We start from the raw sequence: 18,624 nt of genomic DNA on the forward strand, positions 1-18,624 counted from the left end.
ATTTCTAATATTTTCCTTCAGTAACTAAAACTTTAGTTATATAGGCACTATAAAATTTCGATCCTTCTGGAGTTGGATGTGTATGATCATCGTAGAACCAATCTTGATGACTACCAGCAAATTCATGCCACTTAATAATGGTTAAGTTTGGATATTTTTTTGACGCTGCATCTAGTTCACCATTAACTTGATCTTGCCAATCACGTGTTGGAACATGCGTATTAACCCAAAAAACATGTCTCTTTGGACCAATAATGTGCATTAAGTGATCAAGTTCTTGAGGTTGAAAGGCTCCGTTTGTACCTAAGCCAATTAACACATTATCATTTAAAGCACCCTTTGCCTTGTATTGTTCAAAAAGTGGAATAGTATCACCCAATTGTCTAGAAACTGCTGCATCAATGATTAAATGTGGCATCAATTTTTGCAGGTTTTGACTAGAACCAGCCATTACTGAATCTCCAATGGCAGTCACCTGAATTTTTTGTGCTAGTTGTAAATCAACTTGAGAAATTCCGTATTTTTCAAAGTCTTTATTTACCGGTTTGGTAACTGCCGCTTTCTTAGCTTGTTTTATAAGATCAGCTTTTGAAGTTGGTGCTTTTTTCTTTCTAGACTGAGCTTCTTTAATTAGTTTCTGATTATTCTTTAGTTGCTTACTACGATTTGATTTAATCTGTTTAGCTAGTTGAGAGTGATTAGGATTTTCCGCTTTTACAGTTGGTGCTTTTAAAATTCCAAAACTACCTAGAACAAAAACTATTATCCCTGTCGCAAAAAGTATCTTTGCTTGATAGTGCTTTGCTCGTAAATTTAAGGCTTTAGTTAAGAATTGACGAACTTTTTCCCAATCAATTCGACCAAATGGTTTTTCAATAAAGCGATAACTAAGTTCAGCAATTATCAAAATTAAAATAACTTCAATTAAATGATATAAAACCACATGATCAGCAATATCTTTAACCTTATCCTCAAAGAAGATCATTACTGGAAATTGATATAAGTAAATCCCATATGAACGTGACCCAATCCATTTAAATACTGGATTAGTTAACCACTTATTCCAACTACTGCCTGGATGAGCAATAATTCCAACAAAAATCGTCGTTACTAGTGAGAATAAGAACATCCCTCCACGGTAAGCAAATGCTTTTTGCGGATTAAAAATTGGACTCGTTGCCATTAGTAAGATACCCACTAATGCTATTGCTCCAACAATATTTAAGAACCAGTGATCTCTTTTTTCTAGATTTTCATTTAACTTCCAAGTTGGCCAAATAACTGCCAGCATTGCCCCTAAACCTAGAGAGAAGAATCTTGTATCTGTCCCATAGTAAATTCTACTTGTATCAACACCTGGCTTAAATAAAAATGCCATCTCTAAGGCAGAAAATACAGTTAAGGCGGTAATAATCCAAAAAATAACTTTTTTCTTTTTAGCGAACTTAACTAGTAAAAAGATTATTAATGGCCAAATAATGTAAAACTGACCTTCAATTGACATGGTCCATAAATGAACAAACGGTGATTCATTAGCCGCAAATCTTTCAAAATAACTTTGCCCATTCTTTATCTGCCAAAAGTTATAGACGTTCAATAAATTAGTAACGACTATTTGATTCAACTTAGCTAGAAGATTCTGCTGAAAAAGCAAGATATAGGCACTACATCCCCACAGCAATGTAATCATTTGAGGGTATAACTTTTTAATTCGCCTGATGTAGAAAGATTTGAAGTTATACTTTCCCCGCTCCTCATAGGCATGAAACATATGATCTGTAACTAAATATCCAGATAACACTAAAAATATTGGTACACCTAAATATCCGCCCATAAAGCTATTTGGATTAAGGTGATACAAAATAACTCCAATAACGGCTAAAGCACGTAAGCCCGCATACCCTGTAATAAAGCGGTTCTTCTTTTTCAAAAGTCTTACTCCCTACTTCTTCAAATTTTATTAATCAACAAATTCAAAAGTAAAGTCAGCTATTGTAATATCGTCACCATTTACTGCGCCATTTTCTCTTAAGGCTTCATCTACACCCATCCGCTTTAACTTACGAGCAAGAAGCATTATACCATCGGTGTGATCAAGATTAGTTCTTTGAACAAGACGCTCTAACTTATTGCCCGTAATAATAAAGCTATGCTCTCCTGTTCGTTCAACTTTAAATCCTTCATCTTCAGGCTTTTTGTAAATATATTCTTTTTCGGCAACTTTGATTTCTGCTGGCTTTTCAGCTTCTTGACGAGCAACTTCTTCAACAAGATCTGCTGTTCTACCCATCAATTCACTAACACCTTTATGAGTCACACTAGAAATAGGATATACATTCTTATCTCCTAATTTCTTCTTAAACTCGGCTAATTTTTCTTCACTACCCGGAATATCCATTTGAGTAGCAACAATTAATTCTTTTTTAGTAGTTAAATCTTTAGTATAACCTGCTAATTCTTTGCGAATTGTTTCGTAATCTTCATATGCATCACGTCCATTATTAGGATCCATTGATACCAGATGCAAAATTACTTTTGTACGTTCAACGTGACGCAAGAATTGAATTCCAAGTCCTACACCCTTAGATGCACCTTCAATTAAACCTGGTAAGTCTGCCATTGAGAAATCTCGGCCATCTGGAAGAACAACCATTCCCAAATTAGGAGTTAAGGTTGTAAACTCATAAGCTGCAATCTTGGGTTTAGCCTTAGTTACAACAGATAGTAAAGTTGATTTTCCTACAGATGGAAAGCCTACTAAACCAACATCTGCTAAAACTTTCAATTCTAAACGCAAAGTTCGAAATTCTCCTGGCTCACCATTTTCAGCAATTTCAGGAGCAGTTCTAGTTGGAGTCGCAAAGTGAATATTACCTCTACCACCTTTACCACCATGAGCTACAACTAATTCTTGACCATTTTCAACTAAGTCACCTAAAAGTTCACCAGTATTAAAGTCATAGACTGTTGTTCCCATTGGAACTTTTAAACGCACGTCTTTAGCTCCACGTCCGTATTGAGATTTAATTCGTCCGTTTTCGCCATTATCTGCCTTAAACTTACGTCTAAAACGGAAATCCATTAGAGTTCTCAGGCCGGAATCTGCAACTAAAATGATGCTTCCGCCGCGTCCACCATCTCCACCAGCTGGTCCGCCAAGTGGTACGTATTTTTCATGACGAAAGGCAACTGCACCATCGCCGCCCTTACCTGCTTGTACATCTATTTTTGTTTGGTCGACAAACATAATTTGCCTCCTTTATTTATCAAATTATCATTAAATTTATTCTTAAAGTTTCTTAACTATGATACCATATCAACCCCTATTAAATCAGGTCTTTTGTAGTTAATTTATAAACTCAATTTTACAGTTTGTGCTTGAGGAAGAGTTAAACCTGCATCTCTTAATTCGTCTACTGATGCCTCTTTAATCTTTTTTAAGGATCCGAACTTTCTCAGCAACTTATTACGAGATTTTGGTCCAATACCTTTAATTTCATCCAATTTACTTGAAAGTGCATTTTTGGCATGCGTTTTTCTATGAAAAGTGATTGCAAAGCGGTGAACTTCATCTTGAATTCTAGTCATTAAGTAAAAGCCCTCAGACTTGGGATTGAGCGGAATTAATTTTAATTCTTCGCCTTGTGTTGGGTCTCCAAAAATTAAATGATTAGTACGGTGGTGGTCATCCTTAACCATTCCAGCAACAGGAATATTTACATTTAATTCATTTCTTAAAACGTCTAAACACGCATCAACCTGAATTTGACCACCATCCATTAAAATCAAATCTGGCATTTTTTTGTGTTCTTTCAAAAGACGACTATAACGTCTTCTAACTACTTCGCGAGTATTCCCAACTTCGTCAGCCGCATTTTGATGTTCAACTTCACCCTTTAATTTATACTTACGATATTCATGCTTATCTGGCTCGCCATCAGTAAATACAACTAGTGCAGATACTGGATCAGCTCCCTGAATATGCGAGTGGTCAAAGCTTTCGATCCGATGCCCATATGGCAAACCTAAGGCATCAAAAATTTCTTTTTGTGCTCCTTTGGTCTTTCGATTTCCTAATTCAAGCAAACGGAATTTTTCATCAAGTTTTAGCTTGGCATTATCATGAGCCATTTCTAAAAGCGCACGCTTTTGACCACGCTGAGGAGTTCGCACAGGAACTTTTAACACTTCAGACAAAGATTCATTATCAATTCCAGCTGGAACTAACACTTCTTTAGGTAAAACACGGTTTCGTTGCCCATAAAATTGAGCAATAAATGAAACAAATGCATCCTCTGGATCGCTAGTATCGGTTAAAGGGAATAATCTTGTTTCCCGACGCAATAATTTAGCCTGTCTTAAAAAGAAAATCTGAATTGAAATCCAAGATTTGTCAACATAAAAGTTAAAGATATCTCTTTGAGTATGGTCATTGGAAATGATTTTTTGCTTTTCAACAGTTTGTTCAATATATTTCAATTGATCTCTTATTTCAGCAGCGCGTTCGAATTCAAGATCCATTGACGCTTTAGTCATTTTTTCAGTTAAGTCTTGTTTAACTTGAGAAATGTCTCCATTCAAGAAACGCTTTATCTTTCTAATTTGTGTTTCATAGGCACTTTTTGGTACTTCTTTAAAACATGCTCCAAGACACTGTCCCATATGATAGTAAAGACAAGGTCGACCTTGATGTCCGGAACATCTTCTCAAGGGCCAAACTTTTTGAATAAACTTCAAAGTAGCCTGAGCTGCATAAACATTTGGATAAGGGCCAAAATAATATCCTTTATCTTTATGAACGATTGAAGTTAAGCGCGTTTGTGGATCACGTTCATTCGTAATTTCAATATAAGGATAACCTGTTCCTTGTTTTAACTGTACATTGTAATAAGGTTGGTATTTTTTAATTAATGTGATTTCTAATAAAAAAGACTCTTTGTCAGAAGAAACAGTTATGATATCAAAATCACGTATTTCACGCACAAGTTCAGCACGTCTGCCCACTTGCTTACTTTTAAAATAGGAACGAACGCGGTTCTTTAAGTTTTTAGATTTTCCTACATAAATCACGTTGCCGTTAATATCTTTCATTAAGTAGCAACCTGGTTTATCAGGCAAAAGCTTTAATTTATTTTCAATATGTTCCGTTGCCATTGATTTTTTCCTTCCTATTAAAATTCTCATAGTATTTTATCACGTTCCTTGTTAAAACCAAGTAAGATGACTTTTTTATTTACCTTATCGCTCATCTTCCTATAAAATAATAATTAAACCAAAAAGAAAGGTCGCAAATAAATGAAAAATATTTATTTTAATCATGATGGAAACATTGATGATTTAGTCTCTCTTCTTTTACTATTACAGGCACCTGACATTAAATTAATTGGTATTAGTGCCATTGATGGGGATGGATATGTCGATCCAGCAGTAGAAGCTTGTCGAAAAATGGTAGATAAATTCAATCTACGCGGAGACAAGTTAGAAGTTGCTCGTTCTAATTCGCGTGCAATTCATCAATTTCCAAAAGAATGGCGAATGGCGCCTTACTCATTCAATTATTTTCCAATTCTAAATGAAACCGGGAAAATTAAAACTTCAGAAGCTCCTCTCCCAGCTCATTTGGATATGATTGATAAAATCAAAAAAGCAAATGGACCAGTTACCTTAATCATGACTGGTCCAATCACTGACTTAGCACGCGCTTTGGATGAAGATTCATCAATTCAATCAAAAATTGAAAAAGTTTACTGGATGGGTGGCTCACTGGACGACCATGGTAATGTAGTAAGTGTTGACGCAGACGGCACACAAGAGTGGAATGCCTTTTGGGATCCAGATGCAGTTAAACGCGTTTTAAATTCAAATCTTGAAATTCAAATGGTCGGCTTAGAAAGTACTGAAGAGTTGCCTTTAACTGATGAACTTCGTCAGCACTGGGCAAGTTTGAGAAAATATCCTGCTATTGACCTAGTTGGGCTCGGCTACAGTTTAATTATTTCTGTTCCTAATGCGGAATTATATCTATGGGATGTCCTCACAACTATGTCTGCCCTATACCCTGAAATCGTAAAAACACGTCAAGTAAAAGCAGACGTTATTACTTCCGGCTTAGCAAGTGGCAGAATGTTCAAAGACTCTAATGGAAAAGAACTTACAGAAGTAACTAAAGCAAATAAAGACCTATTCTTTAAGAAAATGGATGAAATTTTAGAAAGACAATAAACATATAAATGACAATTTGGTTAACATATTTTATCGAAAACTTTGGCTATATTGCCATTATCTTTTTAATCGCAGTCGAAAATATTTTTCCTCCAATTCCATCAGAAGTAATTCTGACATTAGGAGGATTCTTAGTTAGTGGAACTAAGCTTACTTTAATTGGAGTAATTTTAGCTTCTACATTAGGTTCAATTATCGGAGCAATTATTCTTTTCTCTATCAGTCGAAATTTAACCTTGCCAAGACTAGAGAAATTACTTGAAACTAAATTATTCAGACTCCTAGGTTTCAAAAAAGATGATGCACAAAAGGCAATTAACTGGTTTGATAAACATGGTATTGGTGCAATTTTCTACGGTCGCTGCATCCCTGTAGTTAGAAGTTTGATCTCTATTCCTGCAGGTATTGCTCATGTCGGCTGGACAAAGTTTTTAATCTTAACTACTTTAGGTAGTTTAGTTTGGAACAGTGTCTTAGTTGGACTTGGACATTACATGGGTAAAAACTGGCAAGTTGTAGTTAGAATTTTTGATGATTACACCTTAGTAATCATTGCCATTTTATTAATCTTATTTATTTACTTTGGCATTAAATGGTACAAAACTCGAATTAAGAACTGAAACTTGAAAGCACTAAAACTAGCCGGATCTCTTATTGGATCTGGCTTTTTGTTTTTTAAATTAGTTTTTAAGCCGGCCTCAGAAGCTGTTTTTGTATGAAAACCGGCAATAACTTAATAAAGTTGTCTAATATTTGTTCCACTGTCGCGGAGATCTCGGCCTTTGCTTCTTTGAGAGCTGTATGCAGGTAGACCAATGCTTCTTCAAAGGCTAAATCAGGCAGTGCCTCATTCATTAGATAGAATAAATCGCCTAAAGTTCGATCATCGGTACTTTGTCTTTTTTGCCAAGCTAACAGATCATAAGTTAGAGCCGTCACGGCAATGTAGCCGCATTGTCCATCATAGCTTTGGATCTGTGATTTGTTTAAGGCTAAATATTGCTTAGCTGCTTTAAAATAAGTTTCGATCTGCCATCTGCGGCCATAGAGCTGAATGATTTCTTGTGGATGCAGTTTGTATTGCGTAGTTGCCAGTACTAAATATTTGCCTTTACTGCCGCGTTTAGTGACATAGACTAATCTAATTGGAAAAGCATGTCCTTGATATTCGGCTTCAACCACGCTGCTATAGAGATAGTCTGTTTTCTGATGCATTTTGGAAGCAGCCAAACGTTCATATAGTCCTTTGACATCATAAAGGCGGCCGCGGTAACGATAATAAACTTTCTTAGTCTGCTTAAGCATACCTACGCTATCGAACCATAATTGCTTCAGCTGCCAGAACATTTTAGGTGAAGAGAACCAGCTATCAAATAAGACATATTCAGCTGGTATGCCCATAGCGATAGCTTGCTTAATCAGCTCTACGGTGCCAGTATTCATCGGTCTTTGAGCTTGAGTTCTTCTACGGCCAGCAATTGAGCGCTGATCAGTAGTGACTGGTTGGCTGCCAATCATATTCTCTTTTTTCTTGGTTGACATCAAAGCAAAATTTACCGGCAAGAAAGTATTGCCGTCACTCCAGCCAATAGTTAAACCCCGATAGCCGGTTAGAAATTCATGCTTGTCATGATCATAGACTTTAGCCAATAGTTCAGTCTTCTTAGAACAAGAGCGAGCCATTAGCGTGTCATCAACGATTAAAGCTAATCTTCTGCGGCGATCAATCACCGGCCTTAAAGAGGTAATCAATTTAGCCGCTGATAAACAGACTAATTTCTGCCAGTTTTGGCAGTAAAATTCTTTGCGCGCTGACAGCGGTAAAGCGACTTTCTTGCAAATCTAGCCTTGATCATCCAGGTAATAACCATTAACAAGCTAACCAGGGAATGGCGTTTAAAATTTACCTTTTTGCTTAAATCAGCTAGACCAATTAATTTAGAAAAAGCAGAAATTAAAGATTCAGTGTCCTTTTCTTGGTCGAATTGCGTTATACTTTTCATTGCGTAGGATCTCCTTTACTTTGAATTTGACACTTAAAGTATAATGCGGAGAGATCCTGCGTTTTTATTTTTATGCAAAAAGACTAGGAACCATGCCGAAAGAGCATGATTTCTAGCTTTCAAGTTTCAGATAGTAACTAAACTTACGTATTGACTACTAAAATTTGAAGCTGAAATTTTTAAATTATTATGCATATCTTCTAATAATTTAAAAATTACATGAGGTTTTTTAGTACGATGAAAGCCAAAATACAATGACACTATTACAGACGAAACAGTTCCAATTGCTGATAACCAATCAGGAAGACTGCCTAAATTATAAATAATCTGAGATGTTAAATAGAATATATCTAATTTTAAATCCAAAACATATCTCCTTAATTTTATTCTAGCTTACTTACATTTATTTAAATCAATACATACAAGTTGACCAAAATAATGTTCTTCAGAATCTCGGTACAATATCTCAACTTTTACTTCTGATTCACAATCGATATGCAGTGCATTCAATATATATTGACTGGACGTTTTATATACTCGTCCAAGTCGATGGGGCTGAATTAATTCATAAGAAGGTATTATTTTATTTCCATTATCATAAATAGGCGTTAAAATTTTGGATTGATATCCTTCTACTTTGTCTCTAACATCTAAAAAGTCCTTATTTAGACAAAATCCCACAAATTCTATAGTGTCTTCATTATTACCATCACAAAGAGCTTGTACATCAAAGGAATCTGCAATTCCAACATATGCCATATCATCAATAAATTGCACTTTTTCTCCAATAACTTTTACTTTTAAAATTTGTGTCTTTTTTAAAGCTGCTAGCCAAAATCCTAATAATGTACTAATGACCCCAATTATAGAAAAAATATTTTTATTAATTTTCAATAATATAGAAGGCTGGATCATTATTACAATTACATAAAGTGATATTAGTACAATACATAATATCGAGATGAATTGCCAATTACGTAAAGAAAACTTATCAGAAAGCACATATCCTCTATCATTATCTACCAGGAAAAACGTCATTAATATAACGGCGACTATCATTACAATGATTGTAAACAAACATGCTACACCAAAAGAAAAAGTTACAACGCTTAATAGTTCCAGACTTACTACGCCAAACGATATAAAAGATGATATTACAGTTATAAAAAGATCACTCTTTGATTTAAAATTTATAAACTTCATTTTTTCATATACTCTACATCACTAAAAAAGCCCCACTAACCTCATTAGAGATTACCGGAGCTTTCTACTATTTATACAAAATTAACGAATAAATTATATCAATAAAATCTATGTCTCACAATATATGTCGGACCATAAAAAATAAGCCTAAGAAAATCTATTTCTTAGACTTATTTCTATCATGAGTGGGAAATCATTACCGATTTGGTATAATGTGTTTGAAACTGATTGAGTTTCATAAATATTTTTATAATCTTGTTAATTGCAGAGGGATAATGTAGCAATTAACAAGATTTTTTGTTTACAAACCTAGAGAGAGAATTAGGATGATGCTAAAATATTCAGCTTATTTAGAATTAATCACCATTTTTGTTTTCTAACATCTTAGTGTTATAGAGGCATTTACCTGCCTTAACATCGTCCCAAGTACCAATCTTGGTATCTTCACCGTAATAGCCATCAAGCATACCGTTCATTTGTAAAACAGTTTGCTTGTAAGCAATTTTGGCATTCCATTCAACAATATCTACATCAGCTAAAGAACCATGTAAAGCTGTTAATGGATCCATGTCCTTACCACCATTAGTAAAGAGTACACCGTGACTATTTAATAAGAAGGCATTTCTTAATTGACCTTTAGCTAAGCGTTCTTCGACTTGCTTCTTCATGTATTGAGCTAAGTCTTCAGTACACATTGGATGCCATTGACAAGTCTTAATTTCCTTAAGCTTTTGAGTAGCTTCAGTAACATTTGGCATGTTTAAACCAGTTGTAGCCCAGAACATTGCTTGATCTGCATGAGCATGGAATACACATTTAATATCTGGAGAAGTTGCATAAATTGCTTCGTGCATATTGATTTCACGAGTCAAATTACCAGTACCTGAGATAATCTTTCTGGTTTCTGGATCAATTACCAAAATTTGGTCGGCATTTAAATGACCTAAGTATGCTTCTGACATCATGGTTGGTGTCATAACAAGATAATCTTTGCCAGTTTCATCAGTTACACGAATTGAGATATTACCACCAACGACGTTGGTATCTCTACGTTCCATAACTAATCTAACTACTTTTGCCAAATCTTCACGTTCAAATTCAAATGGAATTCTACCCTTTGGAACTCTCATAATTGCCTTACTTTCTATTACGCTTATTGCGCACATAATTACTATTCATTTCTTGACGCTTGTTTAGGTAAGTTTGCATTTTAGCTTCGCGCTCTCTACGCATCTTGGCTCTTTCAGGGAAACAGACTTCATCGCCATAGTACTTAAATGCTAGACCTAATATTATGGTGAAAATATTTAACCACCACATTTTTGTTACCAAAGATGTTGTAAAGATACTGAATGCTGCAAAACAGACAAGCGTCCAGAAAGATTTTGCGTTTAAAATTTTATGCACTATGCTTACCTTCTATCTATTTATTACTTACCTGCAGCAGGAGTAGCTTTAGTTTCCTTCTTTTCCAAAGCTTCATAACGCTTGCCTGGTAATGGATTCTTCTTCATGTATTGGTAAAGAAGAACAAACAATGCAAGTAATACGATCAAACCAATAATAGCTAACCAATTAAGTCTACCTGCTTGAGCCATTAAAAATCTTAAGTCAGGTGCTTCAATTGATGACCAAGTTACTTCAGAACCCTTTGGAACCTTAGCAGCACCAGTTGAAGTTGCTAATTTAGTAAATACACCTGAGAAGTAAGTTGCTCCGTAAAGGAATAATGGTTCATAAATAATACCTAAAACGATCATTCTTAATAAGTTACCACCGGTAAGAAGCAAACCACCTACACCGATACAGTAGTTAATAACACCAGCAATTGGCAAAACTTTGTTTCCAGGTAAAATAGCGGCATAAACGATAGAAATAGGAATCATCAATACCATAGTTACCCAAAGTTCTGTTGATTGACCTAAGATTGGCCAGTCAAGTCCGATAACAAATTCACGACCTTTAACGTGCTTCTTCATGAAGTTACTCATAGTTGTACCAAATGGAGTTAAAGCATCCATGAAGAATTTTGCCATTGGTGGGAAGATAGCCATAACAGCACCGACAGTAACAGCTAAATTAAGTGCAGCACCAACACTGTAACGACCAGCTAATGCAAGAATAAAACCAATAATGGCACCCATTACAACAGGTTCAGATAAAATACCAATTTTCTTCTTTAAATCACGTGCATCCCATTTCTTGTTGAATACAGGAATGTAGTTCATTACCCAGTTTACTGGGAACATAATAGTTGCAGTAAAGGCTTCAATGTGAGTAGTAGTAACACCGACTAATCCAAAGTCAGTCTTAATTTCTTCGGCCCACATGTCACCTAACTTCAAACTAATAATAATTTGAATACCTGCAGCTACGAAAGCCCAAGGTAATGAGCCTGAAATGCTATAAACCATGTATGCAGTTAAGGCAATACCCCAAACATTCCACATATCAGCGTTCAATGTTTTAGTTAAGTTTGCCAAAAGCATAATTAAGTTAATAATAATTTCAACTGCGAAGAATACAAAGGCCATTGGCCAAGCCCAAGTAATCGCAGCAGCACCAGGCCAACCAAAGTCAACCGCAGGTAAATTAATACTTGTATGTTGTGCTAAGGCTTTAGCAGCAGGACTAACAGCAGTAGTCAATTGATTAATAGCCATTGACATACCAATGAAACCTGTAGCAAGATACAAACCTGATAAGAAAGCCTTAGAAGGCTTCATACCAAATATGAGCCCCAAAATAATAATTAAAATAGGAATTAAAACTTGTGACCCAACTCCCAATATGGCTTGTACAACATTATTCCAGTCCATACATCTTCATCTCCTTTATATAGGAAGAAACTAACTGTTTTCGACCATTTCTTTAACTTTTTCGTTAGCTTCGTCTTGACCCATACCGGTTAACCAAGGTAAACCAGTTAAATCATGGTTAATATTGTTTGCATCTAATACTTCTTTTAAAGCATCATCTGGAGCAGCAATACCAATGTAACAAATTACGCTTGGATCATTTTGTACTGTTGATTCAGCAGTTTCAATTGGCTTTGGAATTGCCTTTGCTTGACTATCCAAACCTTCACTAGCTAAGTATTCATTAATCTTTTGTGACACTTGTGGACTAGTTGCAACACCTGAACCACAGCAAACTAAAATAGTTTTCATAATATATACCTCTATAAACTAAAATCTAATATCACAGAATAACTACCCTACTATTCTGCGAATTTATTGGTAAGCAAGTTGTACATTGCTTCTTTTTCATCAGCATCAAGGAATGCGCTTACAAATTGCTTATTTTGAAAAGCAGCCATAATTTCAGCTAACAACTTTGGCTGCTTGGCACCGTCTTTAAGACCTAAAAATAAGAAATTAGAAGATTGCATGTCTGCTGAATCCCCCATTTGTTTTACATTAATCGGCTTATCATTGCGGATTACATAAATAAATGGTTTCTTAATATACTTTGGATCTACGTGTGGCAAAGCCATCGGAATCTCTGGGAACTTCAAACCAGTTGGATATGAAAGTTCACGCTTTTCCAATCCAGATATATAACCTAAATTAGCAAAGCCCTTTTCGATCACTCTAGTACCTACTAAATCAAACAATTCTTGTTCATCTGAAACAGAAGCATTTAAGTCGATCAAATCAACATTAAACATGTCTTGCATATTTTCACCCCCCTCAAAATTTATCTGTTTGCTAATATGTTTACGCTTACACTGTACAAAAAAAAAAAAAAAGTCAATAAAATATCCAAAGAAAAACAAAAAGTGTTCAAACTTGAACATTTTAAACAAATTAAGTATACTAAAAGTGCTTTTTTAGCAAAACGAAAAAAAGAGATGAAATTATATGACAATGAAGAAGCAAGAAAGACAAGATCAAATTATCTTGTTGTTAAATCGAACGGGATTCATGACTTCTAAGGCATTAGCTAAACAAATCGGCGTAACACCTATGACTATCAGAAGAGATATTTCTGAATTATCTCAACAAAATAAGCTTATAAAAATATATGGTGGTGCAAAATCCTTAAATAACTCTATGACCGTTGAATTTTCAACTTCACAAAAAATGAAAATCAATATTGATTTAAAACAAGAGATCGGTCAAAAATTAGCAGATATTATTGAGGATGGCTCTACCGTTTACTTAGGTGCTGGCACTACTCTTCTATATTCACTTCCGTTTTTAGTTAAAAAGAAACTAACATTTGTTACTAACAGTTTTATATCATTTAGTAAGTTAGCTACTAGTGGAACTGATTGTAGAGTGCTTTCTACTGGTGGTGAATTACATAAAAATACTGGAGAATTTCTAGGGCAAATAGCTGAAAGGACATTTGATGGCTTAAATCTTGATTATGCACTTTGTTCCACTAATGGCATAAGAGACAACGATGTTACTACTAGCAGTGAAGATGAAGGCAGAATTCAAAACGTAGCTATCAATCATGCTACTAAAGCATTAATTGTTGCAGATCATACTAAATTGGGAAGATCAGATATGATTACTTTCAGGAATTTGAATACATTTGACGGTTTAGTAACTGATAATGAAATAAGTGCTGAATTGAGGAAAGAATATTCAGCTTATACGAAAGTGTGGTAAAAATGATTATTACTATTACAGTTAACCCATCTGTAGATCGGCTATATCACGTGTCAAAATTAGTTCCTAATACACTAAATCGTGTAAATCTGAAAAAGCACATGGTTGGTGGTAAAGGTTTTAATGCGGGACGTGTTTCTTCCCTTCTTGGTAGAAAAACTATTGTTTTCGGCTTTATTGGCGGTGAAAACGGTAATTTTATCAAAAAAGAAGCTGAAAAGGACAAATACAGTACTTGGTTTATTGATACCAAAGTTGAAACACGCAATTGCTTGCAGATTATTGATGACAATGATAATAAAACGGAAATCAACGAAAATGGATTACCCATTAAACATGATTACTATGACAAATTAACCAATAGTCTTAAAGGAATGCTAGAAAGTAAGGACATTAAAGCTATTTCTTTAAATGGTTCTTTACCGCAAGGCTGTGATTATCATTATTATATTGATCTGATCAAGATGATTCGAGATATAAAGCCAGAATGTGGAATAGTGCTAGATACTTCTGGTAATATTCTCAATCAAATATTAGATAATGGCACCTTGCCTGATATTATCAAGCCGAATGAGCATGAAATTGCAGAATATTTAAACAAACCTGTGACAACTGATCCTAAGGAACTAATGTCTGATATTCAAGAAAACGCCAAACTTAGAGCCATTCCAATTATCTTTGTATCTCTTGGTGCAAAGGGATGCTTAGTAAAACACAATGATAACTATTTCTATGCTGTTCAAAAACCAGTTAAAGCCATTAATACCGAAGGCTCAGGGGATGCGATGGTTGGTGGTATTTTGTCAGCAATCGATAAAGATGCCAATATTAAAGAAATGATTCAATTTGCTTGTGCTGCAGGAACAGCTAACGCTATGAATATCAAAACTGGATACGTTGATCGCAAAACCTTTGACGAACTTATTCCTAATATTGATATTTCTATGCTTAATTAGGAGTGACTATATGAGCATTAAATTAGTAGCAATTGATTTAGATGGTACTTTACTTAATGATTCAGGGAAAATATTACCTAAATCAATTCAATCATTACAAGCTATTAAAAAATTAGGTGTTAAGGTAGTACTCACTACTGGTCGTCCACTAGTAAGTGTTAAACCTTTCCTAGATGAATTAGGATTAGATAATCCAGACGACCAATACGTAATTACTTTTAATGGATCAATTATAGAAAATACTAAAGGCAAAGTAATTAAGCGAAAAGTCTTTGATTTTCAGACCTTTGTAGATTTCGAATTATGGGCTGAAAGACATCAGCTTTACAATCAATTGGAAACTCAAAAGTCCTTATATACAACAAGCAATTTTATTCCAATCGATGCTGCTCATGAATCATGGAAAAACAAATTACCCATGAAAATAACTACTTTGCACAATTTAATTGATTCACCTAAAAAGCCAGAAATGCTGAAAATCATGACTGTTGCAGATAAAGCAAAATTAGATCAAATCCAAAAAAATCTTCCAGAAGTATTTACAGAAAAACTAAGTCCAATTCGCTCGGAGCCTGTATATTTAGACTTTGCGGCACCTAATGTTGATAAAGGATGGGCATTAAAAGAATTAACAGAGTATCTACACCTATTACCAAGTGAAGTTATGGCATTCGGTAATGCGGATAATGATATACCAATGGTGAAATTTGCAGGAGTCGGAGTAGCCATGGAAAAATCCACTCCCAATTTGTTAAAAGCTGCAAACTTTATTACTGGTAGCAACAATCATTCTGGCATTACAGATGCAATAGAAAAATTTATTTTAAAGAATTAGGTATCAAAATGAAAACAATATATTTAGTTCGTCATGGTGAAACTTACATGAACTTGTATACTAAAATGCAAGGATGGTCAGATACACCACTCACTCAACGTGGAATTAAAGGTGCTAAAGAATTAGGAAAAGAGTTATCAAAGATCCCCTTCGATATAGCTATCACAAGTGACCTTAAACGAGCACATGATACATGCAATATTATTGTGAAAGAAAATATAAACTCGAAAAAGCTCAAAGTCATTCCTACTCCTTATTTCCGTGAACAATTTTATGGTTATCTTGAAGGCTTAGATTCTGAAATGGCATGGCGTATGGCTGGCTCTCCACATGGTTACCAACATAGTAAAGATATGTTTACTAATGAGAAAATAGATACTATTAGAAATTGGTGCAAAGATGCGGATCCATTCAAGCAAGCAGAAGATGCAAATGAATATTGGCAGCGCTTGAACAAAGGATTTAAACTAATTTCCGAGTTAAAAAATGTTAAAAATGTATTATTGGTTACACATGGATTTACAATTAGAAGTATAGTAAACAAATTTGCACCTGAAATTGATGTACATAAAGATCCACGTAATTCTTCTTTTACTAGAATTGAATTAACTACTCCACAAAACATACATGTCCTAGATTATGATAATCAAATAATTTAGCAAAAAAAGGAAAATTTCCACCTTACTGTCAATAACTTATCTACCTGATAAGCTGCTGACAGTTTTTTATTGCAATAAAAAAACGATCTTCAAATAGCCAAGGCTATAAGAAGATCGCCATTGCATCAGTCCACAAACTGATACGTACAATGTTTGCTCTTATCAAACATGATCAATTATATGATTACAACGTAGCCACACATAACCAAAGACTTTAGTTGAAATCAAATGATCAATTTAAGTATAACAACCTATTAAAAACTACAAGTATGAAGTGCCATAGAAAAGTTAGACATTTATAAAATTTTAAAGATTTGATAATACACGATTTCTGTATTTTACAGGAGTCGTGTATTTTAATTTGTTTGATCTTCTAACATTGTTAAACCAATAAATATAATCTTTCAGAATTTCCTTCATCTCTTCTAAACTTCCAATCTTAAGTCGATTCAGTTTTTCTCTCTTCATTAGATTAAATATCGTTTCTCCTGGTGCATTATCATGACAATTTCCTTTTCGGGACATGCTTTGAATTATATTCATTTTCTTTAGTCGAGCCTGATAGCCTGGATTCTGATATTGAAAGCCTTGATCTGAATGAAGGATAGGAGCAGCTCCTGGTGGAAGATTATCTGCTAGTTCATCTAGCATATTATAAATAGTTTTCATTTCAGGAGAGTAACTTACTGCACAAGCTAGAATCTCCAAAGAAGCTTCATCTACTACAGGAGAAATATAAACTTTCTTGCCGTTAGTTAGTTTATATTCGGTTACATCGGTATGAAGAACTTTATAGGGGATAGTTTCATCAAAAGTTTGATTTAGGATATTTGGTGCTTTCTTTCCTACATTACCCTTATACGAACTATATTTACCAGTATTTTTATGATAAATTGTTGTTTTTATTCCTAAACTTCTCATTAACTTACGTACTGTTTCTAGAGAAAATTTAAATCCTTCATCTCTTAACGCTCCCCACATAGGACGATAACCATATGTTTCTTGTCCTTCATAGCCATAATAGATTTCTTGAATCTTCTCTTTTACTAAAGCATACTTATCAGCTTGATTAATTCTATTTTTTACATTGTCATAGTAAGTCTTTCTATTTAATTTAAGCACCTTAAATAAGACCTTAAGTTTAATTTGATGGTGTTTTGCCCGAATATCCTGTATTAATTGTGTTTTTTGTTTGTTGGATAACGTGGATATCGGGCAGCCACTTTTTTTAAGACAAGATTTTCCACTCTAAGTCTTTCTAATTCAGCTTCCTGCTTAAGAATTTTTTCTTCATACTTTTGCTTTTCACTAAGTTCTAACTTTTTAGTTGTCTTCTTACTCTTTTTAGGCACTTTCCTAGGCCGACCTTTCTGTTTAGGCAGCAGCCCAGCGTATCCTTCTTCATTGAACTTTTTAGCCCAATTGTATACTTGAGAATCACTAATATTAAACTTAGCCGCTACCTTTGAAACTCCAATAGAATGTGTTAAGTAGTAGCGTACCACATTTAGCCTAAAGTCAGAAGAATAAGTAGTTTTAGTATGTTTAACAGATAAGGCAGCTAAACCTTGACACTTAGCCTTATTAACCCACCTACGAATAAGAGTCCAATGAATATTATATTGTTTAGCTAAACCTTTTATTGAATCTTCATGATTTAAATATTTGGAAACAATTTCAATTTTTAATTCAGTCGAATATTTGGTCATAAAAAAATACCTCATAATTATTAGATTTTATGTCTAACAATTATGAGGCACTTCAGTATTCATGGGTTATTTGTGGTACTATTGTTTTCTTTCAAATTCCGCTTTTTCTTTTTTGACCTAATTCGCACCATCATAACAAGCAAAATTTTCTACTTAAATCACTGATAATACTTGACTTTACGTAGAAAAAACCTCTGCTGATGGTAAAAAGGTTCTATAATTCCTCCTTTTGATGACTTATCTGTATGATAAGCTGTTAACAGGTTTTTTATTGCATCAAAAAAGGAGGACATAGTCCTCTTTAATAAAAAATCTATTCCACTAAACATTTTACTGAAACTTGAAAGCTAGAAATCATGCTCTTTCGGCATGGTTCCTAGTCTTTTTGCATAAAAATAAAAACGCAGGATCTCTC

General features: G+C 34.4%; 17 protein-coding genes and 2 pseudogenes. 7 read left to right on the forward strand and 12 right to left on the reverse strand.

From position 1 onward, the window contains the following. Window positions 1-4 precede the first annotated feature (4 nt). The 3 genes from GTO82_RS05420 to uvrC form a co-directional block, all read right to left on the reverse strand. Window positions 5-1,930 carry an acyltransferase family protein gene (locus GTO82_RS05420; protein WP_180872796.1) on the reverse strand — a complete coding sequence of 642 codons (1,926 nt, stop codon included), beginning with the start codon at window positions 1,928-1,930 and terminating at the stop codon, window positions 5-7. A gap of 30 nt (window positions 1,931-1,960) precedes the next feature. After that, complete coding sequence (obgE, locus tag GTO82_RS05425) at window positions 1,961-3,247, reverse strand: GTPase ObgE (RefSeq protein WP_180872797.1); 1,287 nt, start codon at window positions 3,245-3,247, stop codon at window positions 1,961-1,963. Between the two features lie 104 nt (window positions 3,248-3,351). Next, entirely contained in the window at window positions 3,352-5,154 is a 1,803-nt protein-coding gene (gene uvrC, locus GTO82_RS05430; RefSeq protein WP_180872798.1) for an excinuclease ABC subunit UvrC, read from the reverse strand. Window positions 5,155-5,295: 141 nt separating this feature from the next. On the opposite strand from uvrC, the gene GTO82_RS05435 reads away from it, so the two are divergent. Together GTO82_RS05435 and GTO82_RS05440 are read left to right on the forward strand one after the other, a co-directional pair. Next, the gene (locus GTO82_RS05435; protein WP_180872799.1) at window positions 5,296-6,222 is read left to right on the forward strand and encodes a nucleoside hydrolase; all 927 of its coding nucleotides are present in this window, start codon (window positions 5,296-5,298) and stop codon (window positions 6,220-6,222) included. Between the two features lie 8 nt (window positions 6,223-6,230). Continuing rightward, window positions 6,231-6,842 carry a DedA family protein gene (locus GTO82_RS05440; RefSeq protein ID WP_180872800.1) on the forward strand — a complete coding sequence of 204 codons (612 nt, stop codon included), beginning with the start codon at window positions 6,231-6,233 and terminating at the stop codon, window positions 6,840-6,842. Between the two features lie 67 nt (window positions 6,843-6,909). On the opposite strand, the pseudogene GTO82_RS05445 reads toward GTO82_RS05440, so the two are convergent. From GTO82_RS05445 to GTO82_RS05475, 8 genes and pseudogenes are all read right to left on the reverse strand, one after another. Then, a pseudogene (locus tag GTO82_RS05445) lies at window positions 6,910-8,225 on the reverse strand (IS4 family transposase). A 126-nt stretch (window positions 8,226-8,351) separates the two neighbouring features. Beyond that, on the reverse strand, window positions 8,352-8,591 hold the full coding sequence (locus tag GTO82_RS09660; RefSeq protein ID WP_222125469.1) for a hypothetical protein: 240 nt from the start codon (window positions 8,589-8,591) through the stop codon (window positions 8,352-8,354). A gap of 27 nt (window positions 8,592-8,618) precedes the next feature. Next, a complete protein-coding gene (locus GTO82_RS05450) occupies window positions 8,619-9,428 on the reverse strand; it encodes a hypothetical protein (RefSeq protein ID WP_180872801.1) in 810 nt (269 codons plus the stop codon). A 356-nt stretch (window positions 9,429-9,784) separates the two neighbouring features. Next, the gene (locus GTO82_RS05455) at window positions 9,785-10,558 is read right to left on the reverse strand and encodes a class II aldolase/adducin family protein (RefSeq protein ID WP_180872802.1); all 774 of its coding nucleotides are present in this window, start codon (window positions 10,556-10,558) and stop codon (window positions 9,785-9,787) included. 7 nt (window positions 10,559-10,565) lie between these two features. Then, the gene (locus GTO82_RS05460; protein ID WP_180872803.1) at window positions 10,566-10,835 is read right to left on the reverse strand and encodes a hypothetical protein; all 270 of its coding nucleotides are present in this window, start codon (window positions 10,833-10,835) and stop codon (window positions 10,566-10,568) included. Between the two features lie 23 nt (window positions 10,836-10,858). Beyond that, window positions 10,859-12,247 carry a PTS galactitol transporter subunit IIC gene (locus GTO82_RS05465; RefSeq protein ID WP_180872804.1) on the reverse strand — a complete coding sequence of 463 codons (1,389 nt, stop codon included), beginning with the start codon at window positions 12,245-12,247 and terminating at the stop codon, window positions 10,859-10,861. Between the two features lie 30 nt (window positions 12,248-12,277). Continuing rightward, window positions 12,278-12,598, reverse strand: a complete 321-nt coding sequence (locus GTO82_RS05470; protein ID WP_180872805.1) for a PTS galactitol transporter subunit IIB — start codon at window positions 12,596-12,598, stop codon at window positions 12,278-12,280. Between the two features lie 50 nt (window positions 12,599-12,648). Next, window positions 12,649-13,107 (reverse strand): PTS sugar transporter subunit IIA, encoded by a 459-nt coding sequence (locus tag GTO82_RS05475; protein WP_180872806.1) that lies wholly within the window; start codon window positions 13,105-13,107, stop codon window positions 12,649-12,651. A gap of 184 nt (window positions 13,108-13,291) precedes the next feature. On the opposite strand from GTO82_RS05475, the gene GTO82_RS05480 reads away from it, so the two are divergent. The 5 genes and pseudogenes from GTO82_RS05480 to GTO82_RS05500 all read left to right on the forward strand — a co-directional run. Then, window positions 13,292-14,050, forward strand: a complete 759-nt coding sequence (locus GTO82_RS05480) for a DeoR/GlpR family DNA-binding transcription regulator (RefSeq protein ID WP_180872807.1) — start codon at window positions 13,292-13,294, stop codon at window positions 14,048-14,050. A 2-nt stretch (window positions 14,051-14,052) separates the two neighbouring features. Then, on the forward strand, window positions 14,053-15,006 hold the full coding sequence (locus tag GTO82_RS05485; protein WP_180872808.1) for a 1-phosphofructokinase family hexose kinase: 954 nt from the start codon (window positions 14,053-14,055) through the stop codon (window positions 15,004-15,006). 10 nt (window positions 15,007-15,016) lie between these two features. Next, window positions 15,017-15,841 (forward strand): Cof-type HAD-IIB family hydrolase, encoded by an 825-nt coding sequence (locus GTO82_RS05490; RefSeq protein ID WP_180872809.1) that lies wholly within the window; start codon window positions 15,017-15,019, stop codon window positions 15,839-15,841. 8 nt (window positions 15,842-15,849) lie between these two features. Then, on the forward strand, window positions 15,850-16,500 hold the full coding sequence (locus tag GTO82_RS05495) for a histidine phosphatase family protein (protein WP_180872810.1): 651 nt from the start codon (window positions 15,850-15,852) through the stop codon (window positions 16,498-16,500). 77 nt (window positions 16,501-16,577) lie between these two features. Further along, window positions 16,578-16,718, forward strand: a pseudogene (locus GTO82_RS05500) (IS110 family transposase); the annotation flags it as partial. Between the two features lie 88 nt (window positions 16,719-16,806). Here GTO82_RS05500 and GTO82_RS05505 read toward each other — a convergent pair. Then, a protein-coding gene (locus GTO82_RS05505) for an IS3-like element IS1223 family transposase (RefSeq protein ID WP_180872811.1) occupies window positions 16,807-18,209 on the reverse strand; the annotation gives its coding sequence in 2 pieces (ribosomal slippage) (window positions 16,807-17,735 and window positions 17,735-18,209; 1,404 coding nt in all). Between the last annotated feature and the right edge of the window lie 415 nt (window positions 18,210-18,624).

The organism is Lactobacillus johnsonii, from assembly GCF_013487865.1.
GTDB classification, from domain to species: Bacteria; Bacillota; Bacilli; order Lactobacillales; family Lactobacillaceae; genus Lactobacillus; species Lactobacillus johnsonii_A.

Bases quoted from the DNA above. Each gene is read 5' to 3' on its own strand.
- obgE (WP_180872797.1), bottom strand. From the start codon at position 3,247: ATGTTTGTCGACCAAACAAAAATAGATGTACAAGCAGGTAAGGGCGGC.
- uvrC (WP_180872798.1), bottom strand. From the start codon at position 5,154: ATGGCAACGGAACATATTGAAAATAAATTAAAGCTTTTGCCTGATAAA.
- GTO82_RS05435 (WP_180872799.1), top strand. From the start codon at position 5,296: ATGAAAAATATTTATTTTAATCATGATGGAAACATTGATGATTTAGTC.
- GTO82_RS05440 (WP_180872800.1), top strand. From the start codon at position 6,231: ATGACAATTTGGTTAACATATTTTATCGAAAACTTTGGCTATATTGCC.
- GTO82_RS05450 (WP_180872801.1), bottom strand. From the start codon at position 9,428: ATGAAGTTTATAAATTTTAAATCAAAGAGTGATCTTTTTATAACTGTA.
- GTO82_RS05455 (WP_180872802.1), bottom strand. From the start codon at position 10,558: ATGAGAGTTCCAAAGGGTAGAATTCCATTTGAATTTGAACGTGAAGAT.
- GTO82_RS05465 (WP_180872804.1), bottom strand. From the start codon at position 12,247: ATGGACTGGAATAATGTTGTACAAGCCATATTGGGAGTTGGGTCACAA.
- GTO82_RS05470 (WP_180872805.1), bottom strand. From the start codon at position 12,598: ATGAAAACTATTTTAGTTTGCTGTGGTTCAGGTGTTGCAACTAGTCCA.
- GTO82_RS05475 (WP_180872806.1), bottom strand. From the start codon at position 13,107: ATGCAAGACATGTTTAATGTTGATTTGATCGACTTAAATGCTTCTGTT.
- GTO82_RS05480 (WP_180872807.1), top strand. From the start codon at position 13,292: ATGACAATGAAGAAGCAAGAAAGACAAGATCAAATTATCTTGTTGTTA.
- GTO82_RS05485 (WP_180872808.1), top strand. From the start codon at position 14,053: ATGATTATTACTATTACAGTTAACCCATCTGTAGATCGGCTATATCAC.
- GTO82_RS05490 (WP_180872809.1), top strand. From the start codon at position 15,017: ATGAGCATTAAATTAGTAGCAATTGATTTAGATGGTACTTTACTTAAT.
- GTO82_RS05495 (WP_180872810.1), top strand. From the start codon at position 15,850: ATGAAAACAATATATTTAGTTCGTCATGGTGAAACTTACATGAACTTG.